This window comes from Burkholderia sp. 22PA0099 (genome assembly GCF_047497165.1).
Classification (GTDB): Bacteria; Pseudomonadota; Gammaproteobacteria; order Burkholderiales; family Burkholderiaceae; genus Burkholderia.
The window spans coordinates 2328575-2350729 of the sequence record NZ_CP163164.1 but is presented as its reverse complement, the minus strand read 5'-3'; the positions used below and the strand labels follow the sequence as shown (position 1 = coordinate 2350729).

At 63.7% G+C, this 22155-nt stretch carries 22 protein-coding genes; 9 read left to right on the top strand and 13 right to left on the bottom strand.

The window, feature by feature from the left end; all coding sequences use genetic code 11:
• The first annotated feature begins 10 nt into the window (after nt 1-10).
• Entirely contained in the window at nt 11-1471 is a 1461-nt protein-coding gene (locus tag AB4851_RS10535; RefSeq protein ID WP_414447142.1) for an MFS transporter, read from the top strand.
• 57 nt (nt 1472-1528) lie between these two features.
• On the opposite strand, the gene AB4851_RS10530 is transcribed toward AB4851_RS10535, so the two are convergent.
• Together AB4851_RS10530 and AB4851_RS10525 are read right to left on the bottom strand one after the other, a co-directional pair.
• Nucleotides 1529-2461: a carbon-nitrogen hydrolase family protein gene (locus AB4851_RS10530; RefSeq protein WP_414447141.1), complete on the bottom strand. Its 933-nt coding sequence runs from the start codon at nt 2459-2461 to the stop codon at nt 1529-1531.
• Between the two features lie 55 nt (nt 2462-2516).
• Nucleotides 2517-3833, bottom strand: a complete 1317-nt coding sequence (locus AB4851_RS10525; protein ID WP_414447140.1) for an MFS transporter — start codon at nt 3831-3833, stop codon at nt 2517-2519.
• A 117-nt stretch (nt 3834-3950) separates the two neighbouring features.
• Between AB4851_RS10525 and AB4851_RS10520 the strand changes: the two genes are divergently transcribed.
• Nucleotides 3951-4946, top strand: coding sequence for a LysR family transcriptional regulator (locus tag AB4851_RS10520; RefSeq protein WP_414447139.1), 996 nt, complete (start codon nt 3951-3953; stop codon nt 4944-4946).
• 14 nt (nt 4947-4960) lie between these two features.
• A complete protein-coding gene (locus AB4851_RS10515) occupies nt 4961-5101 on the top strand; it encodes a hypothetical protein (RefSeq protein WP_414447138.1) in 141 nt (46 codons plus the stop codon).
• A 154-nt stretch (nt 5102-5255) separates the two neighbouring features.
• On the opposite strand, the gene AB4851_RS10510 is transcribed toward AB4851_RS10515, so the two are convergent.
• From AB4851_RS10510 to AB4851_RS10485, 6 genes are all read right to left on the bottom strand, one after another.
• Nucleotides 5256-5747 carry a MaoC/PaaZ C-terminal domain-containing protein gene (locus tag AB4851_RS10510; RefSeq protein ID WP_414447137.1) on the bottom strand — a complete coding sequence of 164 codons (492 nt, stop codon included), beginning with the start codon at nt 5745-5747 and terminating at the stop codon, nt 5256-5258.
• Nucleotides 5740-6597, bottom strand: a complete 858-nt coding sequence (locus AB4851_RS10505) for a fumarylacetoacetate hydrolase family protein (RefSeq protein ID WP_414447136.1) — start codon at nt 6595-6597, stop codon at nt 5740-5742. Before AB4851_RS10505 ends, AB4851_RS10510 begins: the two co-directional genes overlap by 8 nt.
• A 34-nt stretch (nt 6598-6631) precedes the next feature.
• Nucleotides 6632-7312: a hypothetical protein gene (locus tag AB4851_RS10500; RefSeq protein ID WP_414447135.1), complete on the bottom strand. Its 681-nt coding sequence runs from the start codon at nt 7310-7312 to the stop codon at nt 6632-6634.
• A gap of 22 nt (nt 7313-7334) precedes the next feature.
• Nucleotides 7335-8150: a shikimate dehydrogenase family protein gene (locus AB4851_RS10495; protein WP_414447134.1), complete on the bottom strand. Its 816-nt coding sequence runs from the start codon at nt 8148-8150 to the stop codon at nt 7335-7337.
• A complete protein-coding gene (locus AB4851_RS10490) occupies nt 8147-9754 on the bottom strand; it encodes an acyl CoA:acetate/3-ketoacid CoA transferase (protein WP_414447133.1) in 1608 nt (535 codons plus the stop codon). Before AB4851_RS10490 ends, AB4851_RS10495 begins: the two co-directional genes overlap by 4 nt.
• A 134-nt stretch (nt 9755-9888) precedes the next feature.
• A complete protein-coding gene (locus AB4851_RS10485; protein ID WP_414447132.1) occupies nt 9889-10203 on the bottom strand; it encodes a hypothetical protein in 315 nt (104 codons plus the stop codon).
• Between AB4851_RS10485 and AB4851_RS10480 the strand changes: the two genes are divergently transcribed.
• The 3 genes from AB4851_RS10480 (at nt 10202) to AB4851_RS10470 (ending at nt 14248) form a co-directional block, all read left to right on the top strand.
• Complete coding sequence (locus AB4851_RS10480) at nt 10202-11158, top strand: substrate-binding domain-containing protein (RefSeq protein WP_414447131.1); 957 nt, start codon at nt 10202-10204, stop codon at nt 11156-11158. The genes AB4851_RS10485 and AB4851_RS10480 overlap by 2 nt on opposite strands.
• 340 nt (nt 11159-11498) lie before the next feature.
• Nucleotides 11499-12773 carry an MFS transporter gene (locus AB4851_RS10475; RefSeq protein WP_414447130.1) on the top strand — a complete coding sequence of 425 codons (1275 nt, stop codon included), beginning with the start codon at nt 11499-11501 and terminating at the stop codon, nt 12771-12773.
• A gap of 434 nt (nt 12774-13207) precedes the next feature.
• Complete coding sequence (locus tag AB4851_RS10470; protein WP_414447129.1) at nt 13208-14248, top strand: LacI family DNA-binding transcriptional regulator; 1041 nt, start codon at nt 13208-13210, stop codon at nt 14246-14248.
• Nucleotides 14249-14260: 12 nt separating this feature from the next.
• Here the strand turns inward: AB4851_RS10470 and AB4851_RS10465 are convergent, their stop codons facing one another.
• From AB4851_RS10465 to AB4851_RS10450, 4 genes are read right to left on the bottom strand one after another with little or no spacing between them, the layout of a single operon-like run.
• Nucleotides 14261-14734, bottom strand: a complete 474-nt coding sequence (locus tag AB4851_RS10465) for a MaoC family dehydratase (protein ID WP_414447128.1) — start codon at nt 14732-14734, stop codon at nt 14261-14263.
• The gene (locus AB4851_RS10460) at nt 14731-15168 is read right to left on the bottom strand and encodes a MaoC family dehydratase (RefSeq protein ID WP_414447127.1); all 438 of its coding nucleotides are present in this window, start codon (nt 15166-15168) and stop codon (nt 14731-14733) included. Before AB4851_RS10460 ends, AB4851_RS10465 begins: the two co-directional genes overlap by 4 nt.
• A 17-nt stretch (nt 15169-15185) precedes the next feature.
• Nucleotides 15186-16388: a CaiB/BaiF CoA transferase family protein gene (locus AB4851_RS10455; RefSeq protein ID WP_414447126.1), complete on the bottom strand. Its 1203-nt coding sequence runs from the start codon at nt 16386-16388 to the stop codon at nt 15186-15188.
• 46 nt (nt 16389-16434) lie between these two features.
• Nucleotides 16435-17718 (bottom strand): MFS transporter, encoded by a 1284-nt coding sequence (locus AB4851_RS10450; RefSeq protein WP_414447125.1) that lies wholly within the window; start codon nt 17716-17718, stop codon nt 16435-16437.
• Nucleotides 17719-18085: 367 nt separating this feature from the next.
• Between AB4851_RS10450 and AB4851_RS10445 the strand changes: the two genes are divergently transcribed.
• Nucleotides 18086-19174 (top strand): glycoside hydrolase family 88 protein, encoded by a 1089-nt coding sequence (locus tag AB4851_RS10445; protein WP_414447124.1) that lies wholly within the window; start codon nt 18086-18088, stop codon nt 19172-19174.
• Nucleotides 19171-19989, top strand: coding sequence for an enoyl-CoA hydratase/isomerase family protein (locus tag AB4851_RS10440; RefSeq protein ID WP_414447123.1), 819 nt, complete (start codon nt 19171-19173; stop codon nt 19987-19989). Before AB4851_RS10445 ends, AB4851_RS10440 begins: the two co-directional genes overlap by 4 nt.
• A gap of 108 nt (nt 19990-20097) precedes the next feature.
• Here the strand turns inward: AB4851_RS10440 and AB4851_RS10435 are convergent, their stop codons facing one another.
• The gene (locus AB4851_RS10435) at nt 20098-21021 is read right to left on the bottom strand and encodes a LysR family transcriptional regulator (RefSeq protein WP_414447122.1); all 924 of its coding nucleotides are present in this window, start codon (nt 21019-21021) and stop codon (nt 20098-20100) included.
• A 111-nt stretch (nt 21022-21132) separates the two neighbouring features.
• Here AB4851_RS10435 and AB4851_RS10430 point away from each other — a divergent pair, with 111 nt between their 5' ends.
• A complete protein-coding gene (locus AB4851_RS10430) occupies nt 21133-22116 on the top strand; it encodes an SMP-30/gluconolactonase/LRE family protein (protein ID WP_414447121.1) in 984 nt (327 codons plus the stop codon).
• Nucleotides 22117-22155: the final 39 nt, after the last annotated feature.

Sequence of the window (22155 nt, the reverse complement as noted above, 5' to 3'; positions counted from 1 at the left end):
GCGATCCTGCTTGACCGATCGAACTCGTTCGTACCGTCGGCAACTCCGGTTGCCGACGGCAGCGCCGCATCGGCGCACGGGCCACCAGGCGCGAAGATACGCGCGGGCCCGTGGAGCGAGGGGAAAACATGACAAGGCGTATCCACAGGAGGCAGGAGACATGAGTTCCTACGACAGCACCGTCGACCCTCGCGCACGCGATCATTCGAAGGTCGATGTTTACCGAAAGATCAGTTGGCGCATCATGCCGTTCATCGTGTTTTGCTATCTCTGCGCGTATCTGGACCGCGTGAATGTGGGTTTCGCGAAATTGCAGATGTTGTCCGACCTGAAATTCAGCGATGCCGTTTACGGGTTTGGCGCCGGCATCTTCTTTATCGGCTACTTCTTCTTCGAAGTGCCAAGCAATCTCGCCTTGCACAAGATCGGCGCGCGCCGGTGGATCGCGCGCATCCTGATCACCTGGTCCATCATCTCGGCGTTGACGCTGCTGGTGAAAACGCCTGCGCAGTTCTATCTCGTGCGCTTCCTGCTCGGTGTCGCCGAAGCGGGCTTTTCGCCGGGCATCATGTTGTATCTCACCTACTGGTTTCCCGCGAAAAAACGCGGCTTCGCACTCGGCCTCTACTACATCGCCATTCCGTTGGCCGGAGTCGTGGGCGGCCCCGCGTCCGGCTGGATCCTGCATTCGTTCGCCCATTCGAGCACGATGGCGGGATGGCAATGGCTGTTCCTGCTGGAAGCCTTGCCCGCCTTCTTTGCCGGCTTCGCCGTGCTCGTGCTGATGGTCGACCGGCCGCACGATGCACGCTGGCTGACCGAGGCGCAAAAGCATGAAGTGACGACAGCTATCGCGCTCGAAGATGCGCAGAAAACCGAGCACGGCAATGCGAAGGCGTTTCTCAAGGATCGCAATATCTGGAAGTTGTGTGCCGTTTATTTCTGCCAGATCATCGGGCTCTACGGCATCAGCTTCTGGTTGCCGTCGATCATCAAGGACAGCGGCATACGCGACGTCGAGGTGATCGGCTGGCTGTCGGCGATTCCGTATCTCGTGTCGGTGCCCGTGATCGTCCTGACGGGCATGAGCGCGGATCGCTTCCGCTCGCGTCGCATGCACTTTTCCGTCGCGCTGGTGATCGGCGCCGCGGCGTTCGCGGCCAGCGGCGCCGTCACCGGGCAGCCGATGTGGACGGTCGTCGCGCTCAGCGTGGCCGCCTCGGGCATTCTCTCGGCGCTCTCGTTGTTCTGGGGGATTCCCTCGGCGTTTCTCGCCGGCACGTCGGCCGCGATCGGGATTGCCGCCATCAACTGCATCGGCAACCTGGCCGGCTTCGTCTCGCCCTATATGGTCGGCCTGTTGAACGTCTGGACGCACGACAATCGGTTTGGCCTCTATGCCGTGGCCGTCTCGATGGCGCTCGGCGCGGTATTCGTGCGTTCGATTTCCGGCAAGCTGGCGGACCGTTGATTCGCGTGGCGCGGGCGGGCCGTTGCGCGACGCGCGCAACGGCCCTCCCGGCTCGGCTTACTCCGCCGAGAACGTCACCGGCGCCATCGGTGCGGTATTCACGCTCAGTTTGAAAATGTCGGGGCGCGAGTAATGGCCGACCGCGTCGAAATCGAGGTTGCTGGCGCGGCCCACCGCGGTATCGATGTCGGCGTAGAGAATCGTTTCCGTATCGAACACCGGGCCGGCCAGCACCTTGCCCAGCGGATCGACGATCATGCTGCCGCCGTGCATGATGTAATCGGCTTCGCCCGCCTCCAGATGGAAATCGTCGCGGAAGAACGCCGGGTATTCGTCCAGACGAATCGCCTGGCAGGCGCTCAGGACGTGAACGCGCCCTTCGAGCGCGATATGGATCATCGACGGCGCCCAGCTCGCGCGATCGTCCGCGGTCGGCGCGCAATAGATCTCCGTGCCTTGCGAATACATGGCCTGGCGCAACGCCGGCATGTAGTTCTCCCAACAGATCACCGTGCCGATCGAGCCGATGTGCGTCTCCACCGGCGCGATGGTCGAGCCATCGCCGAAGCCCCAGATGATCCGCTCGGTTCCGGTCGGCATCAGCTTGCGGTGATAGCCGGCCACGCCCTTGCCCGGCGCGAGCGTCACGCCCGTGCAATACAGCGTGCGCCCCGAGCGCTCGATCACGCCGATCACCACGTGCACGCCCGTTTCGGTCGACACGTCGGCCAGCAAGGTCAATTCCGGGCCGTCGAGCGTCACCGCGCCTTCCAGATACTTCAGGAAGTGCGCGCGGCCGCCATCGGTGCGACGGCCGACCAGGGTGCCGAACGCCGCGCCTTTCGGATAGCCGCCGAGGAACGCCTCGGGAAACACGGCCAGCGTCGCACCTTCGCGAGCGGCGCTACGGATCAGGCCGGCGGCCTTCTCCGCGCTTTTCATCGGCTCGAACGGAACGGATGCGGCTTGTACGACAGCAGCTTTGAACATCGTGCAACTCCAATTTTTAAGGTTGGTGATAGGGACAAACATGCACGGCTTCAGATCAACCTTGCGCGATGTCCCGCTCCTTCGTCTCCGGCAACATGAAATAGAGGATGACGAAGCAAACGAATGAAATGCCGGCCAGGTACCACGCCGGGATGTTCGGGTTGCCGGACCAGCGAATCAGCGCGGCGGCCACGAACGGGCCGGGGCCGGCCAGCACGGCCAGCGCGAGGTTGTGGCCGACGGCGGCCCCGGTCGAGCGGATCGACGCCGGGAACACTTCCACCAGCAACACCACGTCCATCACCGCCGTCACCGCCACCAGCGCGGCCAGCACGATCAGGCCGGCCAGGATCGCGAGGTAGTTGCCGGTATTCATCAGCAGGAAGATCGGATAGGCGAGCACCGTCAGGCCGAGCGCCGAGGCCAGCACCAGCGGGCGCCGGCCGATCCTGTCGCTGAGGCGGCCCACCAGCGGCTGGAAGATCGTGTAGAGCACCAGGGCCACGCTGCAAAGCCACAGCGATGCCGTCTTCGACAGCCCGACCGTCTGCGTCAGATGGTTGTTCGCGTAGGCGATGAAGTAGTAGAGCGAAACACCGAACAGCGCCGAGAACGCGAACGTGATCACCATCGCGCGCCAGCGCTCGCCCTTCGGCACGGCTTCGACTTCGTTCATCGCGCGCTTGCGCTGCACTTCCTCGTACACGGGCGTGTCGCCCAGGCGGCGGCGGATATACATCGCCACCACGGTCATGAACACCGAGGCGACGAACGGCAGGCGCCAGCCCCACGACGCCAGATCGGCATCGCTCAACCACATCGACAACAGCGCGGCGATGAACGTGCCGATCAGGAACGCGGCGGCGGCCGTGCCCGTGATGACGCTCGCGGCGAGCGCGCGGCGCGCTCTCGGTGCGCTCTCGACGATGTAGATGCCCGCGCTCGACCACTCGCCGCCCACCATCATCCCTTGCAGGAAGCGCAGCACCACCAGCAAGGCCGGCGCGGCCAGGCCCAGCGTGGCATAGCCCGGCAGCAAGCCGATCAGCGTGGTCGACACGCCCATTCCGAACACGGTCGCGATCAATACCGCGCGGCGTCCGAGCCGATCGCCGATCGGCCCCAGCACCAGCGCCCCGAGCGGTCGCGAGATGAACCCCACCGCGAACACCGCCAGCGCGGAGAGCAGCGAGATGCCGGGCGCGCTCGACGGAAAGAAGGTCTTGCCGATGATCGACGCGAAATAGCCGTAGATCGCGAAGTCGAACCATTCCATGAAATTGCCGATACCCACGGCAAGCGAGCGTTTGCGCAAGTCGACGCGCTCGTCGTCGGCCACCTCGCCGTGCATCGCGACAGCAGTGTTCGTCATACGATTTCCCCTGTTGATCCGGGTTCCAGCCCCGATAGATTGGTTGCACGCGCAGTTGCATGACGTGCCGGCGCCAGTGTTAAATGAGCCCTTGCTTTAATCAAACGATTGATAAAAATGAGCGTCATTAACGTGGCTAATATCAGCCGCCTGGACCTGAACCTGCTGGTGGTGTTTCAGTGCGTGATGGGCGAGCGCAGCGTGACGCGTGCGGCCGAGATCCTGAATCTGACGCAGGGCGCGGTCAGCTCGTCGCTGCGGCGGCTGCGCGAGAATTTCGGCGACGAGTTGTTCGTGCGCGGCGAAGGCGGCATGATCCCGACCCGGCGCGCCCTCGAACTGGCGCCCAAGGTGACCGAAGCCTTGGCCGCGATCGCGGTCATGATCGACGGCAAGACGCCGTTCGCGGCGGAAACCTCGGCGCGCGTGTTCAACATCGCGCTGTCCGACGATATCGAAAGCTGCGTCTCGCCGATGCTCGTCAATGAAGGGGCCGCGCGCAATCTGTCGATCAGCCTCGCGTTCCTGCAAACCAACAGCACGCTGTGGAAATCGGCGCTGGCCGACGACGCGGTGGATCTGGCGCTGGTGTCCGAGCCGAAGGCGCTCAGTTCGCACTACTCATCGCAGATCCTGTTCTCGTCGTCGTACTCGTGCCTGTACGACGGCCCGCGTCTTCACATCAAGAGCCCGATCACGCGCGATGAGTATCTGGCGCATCCTCATGTGCGCGTGTCGCGCGACGGCCGGCGCGGCTTCGTCGACGACCTGCTGGAAAGCGAGGGCATTCCGCGCCGCGTCAGCGCGTCGTTCACGCACTTCTCGGGCGCGCTCGCTTCGCTGGTTTACTGCGACGCGATCGCCACACTGCCCACCTTCGCCGCGCACGCCTATGCACGCATCGCGCGGCTCACCGTCAGCCCCGTCCCCATCACCACACCGGCATTTCGGGTGTTCATGGTGTGGAAGGCCTCGCGCAACGACGATCCGCAAAACGCGTGGCTGCGGCGCTTCATTCTCGACACGACCCGAGAGTTGCAATACGAAGGCACGCGCACGGCCGCGGCGGCCGGCGCGCGCGCGCAGACACGCAGGAAACCGGCAACCGGGTGACCCGGAGCAGAAGCATGAAGCTCGTGGAGATGTGGCAGTTGGCGGGCAATGACGGGCACCAGGCCGATTTCTATCTCGCCTCGTTCGAACTTGGCGAAGCGACGCGGTTGCCGCGTTCGCCCGGAAAGCCGGCATGGGCCGCACGGGCTGATTAGATGTCCGAGACGCCCTGCACGTGGCCCGGCACCACGCCGGCGCTCGGCAGCGGCAGGCCGCAGTGGCTGCCGCGTTGAACGCGGATCGTACCGAATCGGGCGATTCGGTACGTGACGATGGGATGCCCTGTCAAAGCCGCAGCCGTGACAAGAATCAGGCAGACTGCTCGACCGCCGCGAGCGGCGCTTTCGAACAGAGCAGCGCCTTGGTGCCGCGCTGCACCACCTCGCCGCTCTGATTCACCACTTCGACGTCGAACAGCGCAACGGCCTGCGTCGGCTTCGATTTGCTGTCGCGCAATTCCCGGATCGTATAGTTGACGAACATCGTGTCGCCAACGAACAGCGGCGCGGCGAACTTCCAGTCGTTGATGCCGAGAAACGCAATGGCGGTTTCTCGAAGCTCGCCCGTGCGCGCCCACATCAGGCCATGCGCATAGGCGAGGCCCAGCATCCCGTGCGCCACGCGCCGCCCGAACTGGCTGTGCTTCGCATAGACGTCGCTCGTGTGCAGTTCCGAGAAATCGCCGGTCAAGCCCGCGAAGCCGACCAGATCGGCATCCGTGATGGTTCGGCCAGGACTGCGAAACGTCATGCCCACATAGAGATCGTCGAAGCGGTATCCGTTGCGTCTGGCCTCAGTCATGCTGGTCACCCCAACGGCCTACCGTCTGTTGCTGGACACCCAGCCCTTCCACACCGAGCTTCATCACGTCACCCGGCTTCAGGTATTTTTCCGGCTTCATGCCGAGGCCCACGCCCGGCGGCGTACCGGTCGTGATCACGTCACCCGGTTCGAGCATGACGAATTCGCTGATATACGAAACCAGCTTGCGGATCGGGAAGATCATGTCCGACGTCGAAGAGTTCTGAATGCGCTCGCCGTTCAGTTCAAGCCACAACGGCAGGTTCTGCACGTCGTCGATTTCGTCCGCGGTAACGAGCCACGGCCCGAGCGGGCCGAACGTCGGCGCCATTTTGCCCTTGACCCATTGGCCGCCCTGCTCGAGCTGGAACGCACGTTCCGACACATCGTTGCACACGCAATAACCGGCGACGTAATCCAGCGCATCGCTTTCGCCGACGTTGTGCGCGCGCTTGCCGATCACCAGCGCGATTTCCACTTCCCAATCCGCTTTGGTCGATTTCAGCGGCAGCAGCACCTTGTCGTTCGGCCCCACGATGCACGAGGGGGCCTTGTTGAACAGGATCGGCTCTTGCGGAATCGGCGCGTTGGTTTCGATGGCGTGCTGCACGTAGTTCAAACCCACCGCGATGAAATTCCCCGGGCGCGCGATGCACGAGCCGTGACGCGGCGTGCCGCCGACGATCGGCAGCGCGGTCAAATCCAGGCTGCGGAGCTTGGCGATGCCGCCGCCGGCAAAGAACGACGGATCAAAATCGCCGCAATGCTGCGACAGGTCGCGAATGTTGCCGTCGGCATCGAGCAGCCCCGGCTTTTCCTGGCCGACGGGACCAAACCGTACCAATTTCATGATGAAACTCCATTAGATTGAGGTTGACCAGCGATCAGAGCGACTTGCTCAGATGGCTGATTTCGAGCGTATAGACCTGCGGCGCGGCGCACGTCACGCCAATGCTCGACCAGTCGGCATCGCGCATTTCTTGCGCCGCCGCGCGCGCACCGTCCTCGGTCGTGCACTCCACCACGGCGACGCGAGCCGGCAGATCGCCCGCGCCGCCCCGCCGTTTCGCTTCGTGGGTTTCGACGTTGCTGGCATCGAGATCGGTCGCGAACACGTGGGCGGCGACCACGTCGGCCCGGTCGAGCACGGCGGGAAACACGCAGGTGGCGACGAAGCCCTTCAGATCGCCGCTGGCCGCGGCGTCCTGCTTGAGCCGCATGGTCACGGCGTAGGCGCCGCTGCTTTCGCCCACCGAGTATTCGATCCGGCAGAGCGATCGCGTGGTGTTCCGGAAATGCTCGACCGTGGCCAGCGTAGCCGGCGTCGGGTTGTTCAGGCGCGCAAGATAGGCCGCGCCGGTCAGCACGCCCAAATCGGCCGCTTCATACACGGTCAACCATTCCGGGGAAGCATCCGCGCCGCGATAGCGTCTGCCGCGCATGAAACCCTTGAGCGCAAGGCGCTCGGGAATGTGCTCCTTGTTGTGCCATTCATAAAACTGGCCGCGCGCACTATCGATGACGTCATTCCAGATCAGAACGACGGCCGAACCGAGAATCGACATGGTCGGGTTTTCCCAAGATGGATCAAGCGGCACGAATGCCGAAAAAATCGAGGATCGCGGCGATCTGACCGGTGTGCATGTCGGTGCCGGTCACGACGGGGCAGCCATATTGCTTTGCATGCCTGATCAAAGCGGTCGGATGATCCGCCGGACGCAGCACGACATCGCCCACCAGCACGTCGGCGGCCAGCGGCCCCAGCTCGGCGGGCAGGCCATCCGAATTGCGCATGCCGACCACCGATGCGTTGACGATCAGGTCCTTTCCGACGACATCGGCGCTTCCTGCCATGACTTCGCACACGCCGGCATCGTTCGACAAGCGTTGCGCGACGCTCCGCGCACGCTGTTCGTCGGGGTCGAACAGCGTGAGCGCGCCGACACCGGCGTCGATCAACGCCCCGGCGATGGCCGCGCCCGCCCCGCCGCATCCGAGCACCAGCGCACGCCGCCCCTTCACCGCATGGCCATGGGCGAAGATGCCGCGCACGAAGCCTTCGCCGTCGAACATGTCGCCGAACCACTGGCCATCCGCACCGCGCCGCAACGCGTTGACCGCGCCCACGCGCCGGGCGCGCGGATGCACATCGGCGGCGATCGCGTTCGCGTCGGCCTTGAACGGCGCGGTGACCAGCACGCCATCGAGATTCTTCAGCTTGAGCAAGGCAGGCAATACGTCGTGGATCTCGCCGGATGCGATATGCATGGGTACCAGCACCGCATCGACACCCGCGTTCGCGAACGCCTCGCAATACACCTGCGGCGAGCGCACCTGCTCGATCGGGTCGCCGACGATCGCGTACAAACGCGTGCGGCCGGTGATCGACGAGGCCGGGCTCATTCGTGGCTCCGATACCATTGCGCGACGCGCTCCGATCGATAGCGGCGTTCGCGGCGCAAGGTCTCACCGGCAATGCCCATCAGGTCGGCTGAAAACAGGCGCGCGTCCATCTCGCGAACGTCCCGGGCGATGGGCGTGCGGAAATCCATCTGAGCAAAGATGTCGCGTTCGATATCGATACCGGGCGCCACTTCGATCAATTCCAGGCCTTCGGCATTGACGCGGAACACCGCGCGCTCCGTGACGAACAACGCCGTATTGCCCTTGCCGTGCGCGAGCGCCGCGCTGTAGCAGATCTGCTCCAGCGAATTGACGAATTTCCGATGCTTGCCTTCCCGAACGATGTGCGTGCGGCCGCCTTCCCACTGCACATCGAGATCGCCCGCGGTCAACGTGCCGCTGAAAATCACGCGCTTTGCGTTCTGGCTGATATTGATGAAGCCGCCCACGCCGACGATCTTGTCGCCGAACCGGCTGACGTTCACGTTGCCCTTCGCATCGACTTCCGCGAACGACAGGAAGGCGAGATCGAGGCCGCCGCCGTCGTAGAAATCGAACTGCGAGGTCTGCTCGATCATCGCGGAGAAATTCTGCGCGCCGCCTGAATCGCGGCCCGTGATCGGTGCGCCGCCGATCAGGCCTTGCTCGTTGGTCAGGACTACCGAATCCAGCAGCCCCTCTTCCGCGGCGATGGTCGACAGCCCGGTGGAGACGCCCGCCCCCAGATTGCATACCGCCCCCGGATACAGTTCCATCGCCGCGCGACGCACGATCACCTTGCGCGCGCCGAACGGAAGCGCCTTGATTTCGTTGAGCGGCACGCGCAATTCTCCGGCGTAGCTCGGATCGTAGTCCGTCGCATAGGTCTGGCGCTGCGCGGGATCGACCACCACGAAATCCACCAGGATGCCGGGAATCTTGACCTGCTTCGGCGGCAGCGTGCCCCGGCAGGCCATGCGCTTGACCTGCACGATGACGACACCGCCTGCCCTGCGGGTGGCTTGCGCCATCGCGATCATCTCGCCGAGCACGGCCTCCTGCTCCATGGTGACGTTGCCGTCCTCGTCGGCGGTCGTGCCGCGCAGGAACGCGACATTGATCGGGAACGGCTTGAAGCGCAGCCATTCCTCGCCCTCGAGCTCGATCACCTCGACCAGCGGCTCCTCGGTCATCGGGCTTTGACGCGCACCTTGCTGGCGCGGGTCGACGAAGGTATGCAAGCCGGTTTTCGTGATCAGCCCGGGCCGGCCGCCCGCCATTTCCCGCATCAGTTGCGAGAGCACGCCTTGCGGCAGCGTGTAAGCCTCGATCCGATTTTCGGCGGCCATCTTCAGCAACCCCGGCGAATCGATCAAGGCCCCGGTGATGGCCCGCTTCAGCAGGCCATCGTGCGCGAGGTGGCAGGCGCCCAGCGAGACACGGTCGCCGATGCCCACGACGCTGATGGAGGTCAGGGCGCGCGGCTGCCGTTCGTTCTGGAAGCGTCGCTCGACCGCTGCCAGCAAGGCCTCGGGCACGGCATGGCCGCCGCCCGATCCGCTGATGAGAAGTGAATCGCCAGTGCGCAGCAGCGCTGCGGCTTCGTCAGGTGTAATTCGTTGCATAGGGCGTTGAATGGCTGATTGACCGGGACCGACGTGCGGCATGTCGGATGCAATGTAACCGGTCTCAAATACGTGTTCAAGTATTTATCTCCGAGCCGAGGGATAACCCTGAACATTCGAGCCATCAGTGCCTTTTAACGCTTCAAAGCCACCATCACGGAAAAAATCCCAAGTTGGACGGCTATTTTGTAACCGGTACCTTTTATTCTCGATTCACCTCCACACCGCTCCACCGGCAGCAGCAGCCCGCCACCGAAACCACCGCCCGAGCGCAGATTCGGCTCGTTATAATCGGGGCCAACCGCGAAATCGCCCGGGCCATGCATGACCAAAGAAAAATCGACGACTGAAGCCGCAACGGAATCGAGAAAGCCTCGATCCACCACCAGCGTCACCCTCCGCGACGTCGCGAGATTCGCCGGCGTCTCATCCGCGACGGTCTCGCGCATGATGAATCGCCCGGAAGCCGTCTCGAACGAGCTCAGGGAACGCATCGCGGCGGCCATCAATCATCTGGGCTGGGTGCCGCACGCCGCGGCGCGGGCGCTCGCCACGCAGCGGACCGGCACGATCGGCGCGGTCTTTCCGACCGTTTCCAACGAGCACTTCGCCACCGCCATTCAGGAACTGCAGGAAGCGCTCGAATCCGCCGGCTATACGCTGCTGCTCGGCTGCTCGCAATACGACACGCAACGCGAGTACAACCAGATCCGCAACATGCTCGAACGCGGCATCGATGCCGTCGTGCTCGTCGGCGAATCCCATCATCCCGATCTTTACGCCACGCTCGCCCAGCGCGGCGTGCCGTACGTCAATACGTTCACCTATCGAAAGGACAGCGAACATCTTTGCGTCGGCATCGACAATCGCCGGGCGTTCTTCGAATTCACGACCTATCTGCTGGGCCTGGGGCACCGCCGCTTCGCCATGCTGTCGCAAACCGCGGATTCCAACGACCGCGCGTGGGCGCGCCGCGAGGGCGTGCGCGATGCGCTTGCCGAGCACGGGCTCGGCATTTCCGCGGCGCACATGGCCGAGGGATTCTGGGGCGTCGGCGTCGGCCGCAAGCTGTTTTCGCAGATCATGAGCACGCCGCAGCCGCCCACCGCGATCATTTGCGGCAACGGCACGTTCGCGATCGGCGCGATGCTCGAAGCCGCGAAATCGGGCTACGACGTGCCGAACGAATTGACGATCGCCGGCTTCGACGATTTCGAAGTCATGTCGGAACTGCCGATTCCGATCACGACGGTCAGCGTGCCGAGCGCGGAAATCGGCCGCAAGGCCGCGCAGATGATCCTCGAATCGCTCTCGGGCGCAGGCACCCCCGCGAGCATCGAGTGCGATGCCGAAATCATCATCCGGGCCTCGTCGGCCCCGCCGGCGGCTCTCGCCAGCCGCTGACAGCGATGCACGAAGCGGCGACGTGAACGCCGCTTTTCCCCGCGACATCCGCACGGCCGCCCCGCCGACTGCGCTATCACATCGATCCGACCTGCCCCGGCGGCCGCCGTCCTGGGTATCGATCACGCAAAAAATCCTACGATTGAAATCGGTACCAATCGAGCATCACCCCGCCTCATCAGCAAATTTCAATTTTTTATCCAAATGATTCAATAGGATAGGTATCTACCCTAGGTCCCATGCATTTGGCTTGCAGACGCATTGATTCTCGATTTGAGACCGGTTACATTTCTCGCACACCAACATCGCACAGGGAGACACCATGCCTTCGGAAATCGCTTTGGATCGACGAACCAGGAGCAAGACGCGCTGGTATCGCGAGATCACCGGCGCGCAATGGCGCGTCCTGATCGCCGCGTGGGGAGTCTGGGTCAACGACGCCCTCGACTTCCTCGCCATCACGTTCGTCCTGAAGGATATTGCCCATGCGTTCAATGTGGCGCTGTCGACAGCGTCGCTGCTTCTGCTGGCGACCTACGGCGTGCGCTGGATCGGCGGCCTCGCGTTCGGCGGCCTGAGCGACCGAATCGGCCGCAAGATCCCGTTGCTGATTACGTTGGCCTGGTTCACCGCCGGCGCGGTCGCGACCGGGCTGTCGTGGAGCTTCGCTTCGCTCGCGGTGTTTCGCCTGTTGCTCGGTTTCGGCATGGCGCCGGGTTTTTCGCTCGGCGCCGCGATGGTGGCGGAGTCGTGGCCAGAGAAATACCGCGCGATCGGCATCGGCATTCTCGACACCGGCTGGGGGCTGGGCACCATCGGCGCGGCGCTCGCGTACGAGTTCGTCTACCCGACGTTCGGCTGGCGCGGCATGTTTTTCGTCGGGCTGCCTCCCGCGCTCATCCTCGGGCTGTTCATCATTTTCTGCGTACCCGAATCGGAAGCGTGGAAGCAGGCTCAAGCGACGGCCGCTCATCAAACCAGGAAGAACCCCATCGTCAAGCTGTTCACCGAATACCCCGGGCGCGTCTTTTACCTCGCAATCCTGATGTTCGTGCTCTGCTTCGGGAACTGGCCGTTTCAAGCCTTGCTGCCAACGTACCTGCGCAACATGAATCTTCCCGCCTCGTTCGTCAGCGGCGTGGCCATGGCGTCGGCGATCGGCCAGATTCTGGGCTTCATCGCGAGCGGCTTCATCGCGGAAAAGCTCGGCCGACGCTGGGCGATTTCCACGATGATCGGCATCGGCTCGGTGAGCGTTGCCGGGCTCGTGCTCACCACGGGCAATACGGCATTGGCCTATATTTTCGCGTTCCTGAGCGGGTTCTTCCTGGTTGGCGCATCGGGCATCTGGGGCACGATTCTCACCGAGAATCTGCCGCGCGACGTGCGGGCATCGGGCGTGGGGTTTCTGTACAACTTCGGCGTGATCGGCGGCGGCCTGGCGCCCTTCATTACGCTCACCACCATGAATTACCTGGCGATCTCGATGTCCACCTCGATCATCGTTTTCTCGATCGCGGCGGCATTGCTCGGCGGCATCCTGCTGTATTTCTCGCGCGAAACGAAGGGCATGAATCTGAGTGAAATCGACGAAGAATCGCTCAGGAATCCGTAAAGCCTTTCCTCGCTCGCCTGCCATGCTCGGCTCGTCGAGCAAGCCACCACGGCGCCGGCCGGCGAGCCATTCCCTCCGGCCGAAAATCGTCGCGCCCTGCGGCGATGGCAAGCACGCCATGAACCGTGAGGATGCCGACACATCGGCATCCCGATAGGTCGCGCAGCGCCGCCCTGTCCTCACGATGTTCCCCACCAGCAGGACGTCGATTTCCCCGATAACAAAGCGATCAGTCAGCCGAATTCGGTCTCAAAATCAATTGATAACGTTGCCACAAATGTCACTCAAACTCACTGCCAGCGGATGCACTCATGGTAATCTGCAAGCACTTTGGGGCGGCATTATCCTTTGCAGATACCTACATTGCCATGCAATGACCCGGGCAACCCATTCGATATGCGGCAACATCCATTCAGACAACGATTGCAAGCACCATGGCTTCCGTAAATCTACACGACGTCGCGCGCGCGGCAGGCTGCTCGCCCTCCACGGTGTCCCGCGTCCTGCGCACGCCCGATGTGGTGCGCGACGAAGTTGCGCAGCGCGTGCTGGCCGCCGTGCACAAGCTCGGCTACACGCCGAACAATGCCGCCCGTGCATTGCGTTCCCGTCGAACCCGCATGATCGGGGCGGTGCTCCCCACGCTTGAACATGCAATCTACGCGCGCCTGGCCAATACGTTGGAAACCGAACTCGCCCACGACAGTTATTCGCTGATCGTGACCACGTCGGGATTCGATACGCGCAAGGAGCTGGAGCAAACGCAGCTCATGATCGAACGCGGCGCCGAGGGCATCGTGCTGGTCGGCGACGCGCACGATCGCGCGCTTTACGAATTCCTGCAGTTGCGCAACGTTCCCTATATCAATACGTACGTCTACACGCCCCAAGCCACGCACCCGTGCGTGGGGTTCGATAACAAGAAGGCGGCGAAACAGGTCACCGAATATTTGCTGAGCCTCGGCCATACCCGCATGGCGATGCTGACCGGCGTGCGCAAGGATAACGACCGGGTGCGAGCCCGTATCGAAGGGGTCGAGGAAACCTTGAACGAGAACGGCCTGACAATTACGCCGGAACACGTCATAGAAGGCCCCTACGCCATCACGGCGGGACGTAACGGCATGCGCAAGCTGCTGAACCTCTCCCCGCGTCCCGAGGCGATCATCTGCACCAGCGACATTCTCGCGTTCGGCTGTCTCGCGGAATGCACTGCGGCCGGCATCGCGGTGCCGGGCGACATGTCGATCACCGGTTTCGACGATCTCGATTTCGCCGCGCATCTGAACCCGCCTCTCACCACCATGCAGGTTCCCGCCATCGAAATGGGCGCGCAGGCCGGGCGCTTTCTGATCGACATGCTGGAAGAAAAATCGCCGCTTGATCGGGTCGAACTCGAGGCGCGGCTGATCATTCGCGGCACCACAGCTCGGCCCGCTGCTTCACAACACCGCCCGGCCATCCATCAGCATTAACCGCGAACGATGCTACGGGCTGCTTCGACGCAGCATCATCGTGGTGGTTTTTCCCGACTGCACACATTCCCCGCGCTGATTGAAGACGTCGATGCCCAGAATCACGATGCCCCGATCCCGCCGCTTCGTCTCACGTTTCGATTCCACGCGCATGCTTGCCGTGATGCGGTCGCCGCTGACCACCGCCTGCTTGTAGTCCCATGTCAGGGACAGCGTGGCGACCGCCTGCAAACGCCACGCACAGCGCATTTTCATGGCGTCGACCAACGCCACGATCAACAAGCCATGCGCGATGCGACGTTCGAAGCCGAGTTGTCGCGCGGCTTCGTCGTCTGTGTGAACCTCGTAGAAATCCCCACCGACACCCGCGAACGCGACGATGCTCGCATCGGTGATGGAGATACCACCCAGATCGATCGCATCGCCGACATTCAGGTCGTCGAAATAACATCCCGTGAAGTTCGTCGCTTGATTCACTGTATTCATGACACCGCCACCCATTTCAAAATGTGCTCGGCCACGCACACCAATTCCCCAGCCTGATTGACGATACGAATCTCCGCCACGGTCCGGCGCCGTTTCGTGTCGACCTCGCGAACCGTGTATTCCAGCCGGATCGAATCCCCGGCGAACACGGGCTTCAGGAAACGGATGCGATCGTAGCCGAGCGACACCGGTGTTTCGCTATCGCGCACGCCTTCCACGCGTTCGACGATCGCCGTCGAACAGGCGGACATGTACGCCACCAACAACGCACCATGCGCAATCATGCGGCCATAGGGGCTGCCAGCCATCACCCGCTCGTCGACATGATTGGGCGAATGGTCGCCGCTGAGATCCGCGAAGGCGCGAATGTCGTTCGCGCCGACGTGCCGTTCGAGCGAGACGCTATCGCCTGCGCTCAGGTAGAAATCGCTCACTGCCGGGCGCGCGTCCATCAAGCCGGCACGGCCGCTTGCGCGAGACCACGCCCCGACACCACGCCGGCATCCACCAGCGCTTGGATCCGCTGCGGCGCGTAGCCGAGCTCCTCCAGGATCTGCCGCGTATCGTGACCGATCTCGATCGCCAGATGCCGCACCGCCGGCACCTCGCCGTCGTAACGCAGCGGATGATTGATCAGCGTGGCCTGGCCGTTGCGCACCTCGACGGTTTCGAACACGCGGTTGTGCTTCGCCTGCGGATTGTCACGCAGGTCGCTGTAGTCCTGAACCGGCGCCCACCACATCGCCTTGGCGTCGAGCGCCTCGGTCAACGCATCGAGACGGTAGCGTCCGACCGCGTTCGCCGTGGCGCGTGCATACGCGTCACGCTCTTCATAGGGATTGCAACCGGCGAGCGCGCGCAGGCCGTCGTCGTCGAGCGCTTCGGCGAACGTGGCCGGATCGTTCAGCGAGATCGCCACCGCCCGATCGTCCGCGGTTCGATAAATGCCGTAAGGCGCCTGGTGAAACCACGTCGAGAGATGGGCATCGCGCTCGAACACGGCCGGGTTCTTCTCGGCGGTCAGATAGTTGGTGATCGCTTCGGCCTGCAGATCAATACCGGCGTTGAACAGATTGCCTTCCACGCGCGTGCCCGCGCCCGTTTTCAAGCGCTTCACATAGGCGCCGAGAATGCCCATCGCCAGCAGGGCCCCGCCGTGCTGATCGCAGATCGCGGCACCCACCGCCGTCGCGCCGCCACCGGACGCCGCCACCAGCCCGGTGCGCGCCTGGATCATCAAATCCTGCCCCGGCATGTCGCGCATCGGCCCCGACCCGCCAAAACCGCTCGCCGACGCGTAAATGATCTCGGGCTTGCGCGCCTTCACGGCCTCATAGCCCAGGCCGAGGCGGTCGAGCACACCGGGCCGGAAATTCTCGACCACGGCATCCGCCTCGTCGATCAGCTTCATCGCGATCTCGATGCCTTCCGGCGACTTCAGGTTCAGCGCAACGACGCGCTTGTTGCGGTTGGCGCACAGAAAGAACGCGCTGACATCCTCGATGAACACGCCCGCGCCGGACCAATGCCGCTCGTAAGCACCGTCTCTCGCCTCGATCTTGATGACGTCCGCCCCCATGTCTGCGAGATATTGCGTGGATGCCGGACCTTGCAGATAGTGGCAAAAGCTGACGATGCGCATACCTTCGAGCATGACATTCTCCATTTGAAAATAGTTTGAAGCCGCGTTTAAAGCCGCGTTACCGGGCCGAGCCGGCGGCCATCGGAATCGAGGCAGCGCGCGGGCGGCGTCGCACGCTGCCAGCCAGCACCACGGCCACGATCAACGCGCACCCCATGAACAGATAGGACGAGGCGGGGTCGCCCGTCAGCCCGGTCAGATACCCCACCGCATACGAACCGAGGAACGAGCCGAGCGCACCCACGCTGTTGATCAAGGCCAACGCGCCGCCCGCCACCGTTCGCGGCAACACCTCGGGCGCGATCGAGAAGAACGGCGGGAACACCACGTACATCGAAACGCCCGCCAGCGTCAGGAGAACGAATGAAACCCAGAAGTTCGACGCGCCGACGAAATACAGCGCGAAGAACGACAAGGCGGCGATCGCGAGCGGCACGGCGACGAACAGCTTGCGGTTCTGCAGCCGGTCGGACATCCATGCGACCGGCAGCATGCACAACACCGCACCGAAGTACGGAACCGCGGACAGCCAGCCGGTATTGACCATGCTCAGTGTCGCGCCGTGCCTCAGGATCGACGGCAGCCACAGCAGGAACCCATAGAAGCCGAGGCTCTGGAAGAACAGCACGCCCGCGAGCTTCCACACCGTGGGCGTCACGAATGCCTCGCGATAGTTCTTCACCGGCGCGAGATCCTTCTGCTCGTCGGCCAGCGTGCTTTCGAGCGCGGCCTTTTCCTGGTCGGTCAGCCAACCGACCTGCGCAGGCTTGTCGCGCACCACCACGATCCAGACAAACGCCCACAGCACCGCCGGCAGACCTTGCGCAATGAACATGACGCGCCAGCCCCACGATTGCACCAGGTAGCCGGACACCACCGACATCCACAGGATGGTCGCGGGATTGCCGAGCAGGAATATCGTGTTGGCGCGCGAGCGTTCCCGCTTCACGAACCAGTTGGAGACGTACACCAGCATGCAGGGCATGACGGCCGCCTCGACGATCCCCAACGCGAAACGCACCGCCATCAGCATCGGCACGCTGCGCACCACCCCCGTCAGCGCCGCGAGCCCACCCCATGCAATCAGGCTGAAGAAGATCAGGCGGCGCACGCTGCGCCGTTCCGCGTACATCCCGCCGGGAATCTGGAAGAAGAAGTAGCCGAGAAAGAACAACGAGCCGAGCAATGACGAGGTCGAGCGGCTCATGCCGAGATCGTGATCGATGCCGGCGGCCGCCGCAAAGCCGTAGTTCGCCCGATCCAGATAGGCGAGGCTGTACGTGATGAACGCGACCGGCAGGATGATCCACCATCGCTTGATGGGAAGGGGGTGTGCGGCCATGTCATGTCTCCTTGTGTTTGTGTTTGCCGCCAAGGTGTCCACCCAAGGCAGCCAGCAGCCGATGTCCGGCACTTTTATGACAACGATTGCAAACAAGATATTTCCTATATGGCATCGTTGTCAACGAGAGACCTGATAATTTCTCGGGCTCGTAAACCCTGAATCCCGGCCGTTTTTCATCATATCAGTTCGACTTTTCCGCGCCTTCATGCCGACCATGCCGCTGCCATGGCACTTGCATTCGAGAAAAAATTGACGCAGAGTGACAACGTTGTCAAACAACTTTCCTCGGCGTGGTCATCATGCCGAGCGTATCTGCGGAGGAGAAAACATGAACGATTGGCTGACCGACGGCATCGAGACGGCCGTGCTCAAGGTCGAGGCACAGGCGCGTCGCGGCGGCGACTTTCCCCATATCACCGAGCACGGCGAATGGCGCACCACGCCCGACGGCGTATGGACGGGCGGATTCTGGGCCGGCCTGCTCTGGCTCGGTTACGAGGCGCGCAAGAGCCCCGCCCTCCTCGACGCCGCCACGTCACTGACCGATCGGCTGCTGCCCCGCGCCGCCGACGCCATCAACCATGATCTCGGTTTCATGTTCTACCCGAGCGCGATCAAGGGCTGGCGCATCACGGGGGACGAGCGCTATCTGAACGCGGCGCTCACCGCCGCCACGAGCCTTGCCGCGCAGTTCAACCCGCAGGGCGGCTTCATTCCCGGCTGGGGTTTCTTCGGCGCGGAGAATTGGTCGGGATCGGTGTTGATCGATACCTTGATGAACCTGCCGCTGCTCGTGTGGGCCACCCAGCATGGAGCGGACAAGCGCCTCCTCGACGTGGTGCACCGTCATGCCCGGACCGCGCTCGCCCACCATCAGCGCGCCGACGGCTCCGTCTTCCACGTCTACCGATTCGATACGACGAACGGCGCGCCGATTGCCGGCGATACCTACCAGGGCCTCGACGCATCGAGCGCGTGGTCGCGTGGGCAAGGCTGGGCGCTGGGCGGGTTTGCGATGCTGGCCGACATGACCGGCTCGCAGGACTATCTCGCCGCCGCGCGCCGCGTTGCGGACTACGTGGAACAACACCTGCCGGCCGACTTCGTCCCGCCGTGGGATTATTTGGCGAGCGCGCCGGCCGTCAAGGATTCGTCGGCCGGCGCCATCACCGCGTATGGCCTCATGCGGCTCTGGGATTTGACGGGCGACGCACGCCATCTCGAACTGGCCGAAACCATGCTCGAGGCGCTGTGCTCGCACTGCCTGATCCGCGACGAGCGTGCCGCGATCCTCGCGCATGCGACGGCCGACCTGCCTCATGGCCTGGGCATCGACGAGTCGACCATCTACGGCGATTATTATTTCCTCAAATCGCTGATGGCGCTGCGTGCCATCAAGGAACAGCCCGCACGCGATCGAGGCGGCTTGCTCATGCCGGCGTCCGCCGAGTGATCGTCGCGAAAACTTCGAGCATCAACCTGGAACGCATCATGGAAACGATCAGGACCGAACGGTTCGGGGCGGTCGCCCTGCTCACGCTCGAACGCCCGGAGCGCATGAACGCACTGAGCAAGCCGCTGCTGCAAAGCCTCGACGCCGCGTTCACCGCGCTCGGCCACGACGACGACACGCGCGTCGTCGTGCTGACGGGCGCGGGGGCGAAGGCGTTCTCGGCCGGGGCGGACATCAACGAGCAGCGCGACTTCTCCCCGGAGGACGCGTATGCCCACATGCGCTGGGGCCAGGCCATCTTCGACCGGATCGAGGCGTGCCCGAAGCCAACCATCGCCGCGATCAACGGCGTGGCGTTCGGCGGCGGCCTCGAACTGGCGCTGGCGTGCGACTTGCGAATCGTCGCGGACACGGCCCGCCTCGGTTTGCCGGAAATCACCCTGGCCAGCTTTCCCGGCTGGGGCGGCACGCAGCGCCTGCCGGCCATCATCGGCGTGCCTCGCGCCTTGCGGATGATGCTGGCGGGCGATCCGGTCTCACCAGAGTGGGCGCTGGCGGCGGGGCTGGTCAACGAGGTGGTCGAGGCCGATGCGCTGCTCGACCACGCCCTGGCGCTGGCCAGCCTGATCGCCCGGAATTCGGGCGAGGCGCTCGCCGCCGTGAAATCGGTCGTGCGAACGGGTGTGCATGAAGGCCGGGCGGCCGGGCTCGAGGCTGAAGCGCGAGGCGTGGGTGCGCTGTGGGGCACGCCAGCGCAGAAGGCGGCGCAGGATGCGTTTTTTGCTCGACGCAATCGGGGGCGTCGGATGCCTTGACGGGCAATCGTATAAGCCCCGCGAATGTCAGTGCCACGGCTGAAATGCAGGCTCGGTGCTACATCTCGTCCGCGGGCCGGCAAAGCCGGCCCATCCGACACGCTTTCTTCACGACTGCGACGATCGATCCCAATAAGGCGGGTTACCGATGTGCGCGCCGATATGCTCGACGAACAGCCGTGCCCGGGTCGCATGCGAGCGGCCAGGCAGGCGTACCGCGTAGATCGCCGGCGCGTCGCTCATCTTGCGGCCGTCATCGAGCGGGAACAGCGAGACGAGCTTGCCGTCCCGCAACGCGTCGTTGACCAGCCAACTGGCGAGATGAACGACCCCCAGCCCGGCGACGGCGGCATCGAGCAAGGTTTCGGTGTCGTCGCATTGAAACCGGCCCTGGACCGGCAATGGCGCGCCTCGATTCACCCCCGGAAAGGTCCAAACTCCTTGCGGCGTCGGCCGCGACGACACGCTCAGGCATTCGTGATCGAGCAAGGCCTTGAGCGTGTCGGGGCGTCCGGCCCTCACCAGATACGCGGGGGCCGCGCATACCAGCCGACGCAACGGTGCAAGCTTGGTGGCAACCAGGTCGCCATCGGCAGGGCGGCCGATCCGGATCGCAACATCCGCTCGCTCGACCGACAGGTCGATCACGGTTTCGCTCAACTGAAGCTGGATTTTGATTTGCGGGTATTTCAGCAGAAACGACCGCACCGCGGGCGCGATATGCCGGCGCCCGAATGTCGCCGGCGCGGCGACCGTCAATAAACCGCTCGGCTCGGCATCGGTGTTCGCCAGGGCGTCGCGCACCTCGGACAGCTCCAGCAGAACGTGGCGCGCGGTGCCGAGGAACCGCTCGCCGGCATCGGTCAGAACCAGCTTTCGCGTGCCGCGCCGAAACAGCGGCAGGCCCAACTCCGCTTCCAGCGCGTCGACCCGGCGTGTCACCGACGACACCGCGACGTTCAACTGCCATGCCGCCGCCGAGAAGTTTCCGGCTTCGACAACCGCGACGAATATCTCCAGGTCTTTCAGCATCTCGATATCTTAAGGATTGCGAAGATCGCAAGCCAGCTTTGCGACTTCGCGGATTGTTCGACACCTACCTCACACGCACAATCTCGCCACCCCATCGACGGCGTGATACCCATGAATGAATCGGCAATCAAACCCCGCAACCGCCTCTGCTACGCGCGCAAACTGACGATCGGCGCCGCGCTGCTGGCCGCCTCGCTGATCGCGGATATCGCAGCCGCCGCGGATCTTCGCTTTACCGCTCATCAGCTTTATCCGGAAAGCGTGACGTGGTCGGCCCGGCAGCAGGTTTTCATGGTGGGCTCGGTCCAGCATGGCACGGTCGGCAGGCTCACGCCGGACGGCCATTACACGGCCTTCATTCGGGACCCGCGCCTGATATCGACGCTCGGGCTGCTGGTCGACGATCGGCGCAACACGCTCTGGGTCACCAACTCGGACCCGGGTGTCGGCGAACACACGTCCGCCACCACCAACGGCAAGCTGGCCGCGGTGGCGACCTACGACGCCAGCACCGGCAAGCCGCGCGCCTATTTCGATCTCTCCCGCCTCGAACCCGGTGCGCACCTGGCGAACGATCTGGTGCTCGACGCGCACGGAAACGCCTATGTCACCGACAGCTTCGCGCCGGTGATCTTCCGTATCGACACCGAAGGCAAGGTTTCGGTATTCGCACGGGATGCACGCTTCTGGACCCGCGAAGGCTTCAACCTGAACGGAATCGCGATCCATCCCGACGGATATCTGCTGGTCGGAAACTCCAACTCGGGCGAACTGTTCCGAATCGACCTCGACGATCCATCGAAAATCTCGCCGGTCAAACTTCCGGAGACGCTCATCGGGGCTGACGGTTTCGATCTGATCGACGCGCACCATTTGATCGTGGTGCAGAACGCCGGCATCGACCGGACCGTCGAGCTCGTGTCGACCGACGGCTGGCAAAGCGCAACGATCCTGCGCACGCAAAAGAGCAAGGAATCGAAACCAACCGCAGCGGTGACCAAGGATGGCACGGTGTATGTGCTGAACTCTCGCCTCGATACGCTTCCCGATCCCAAGGCGCCGAAGGTCGATCGATATCTGCTGCAGCCGTTTTGACCATCGCATGCGCCAGCCGCAAACCACGCTACCGGCACC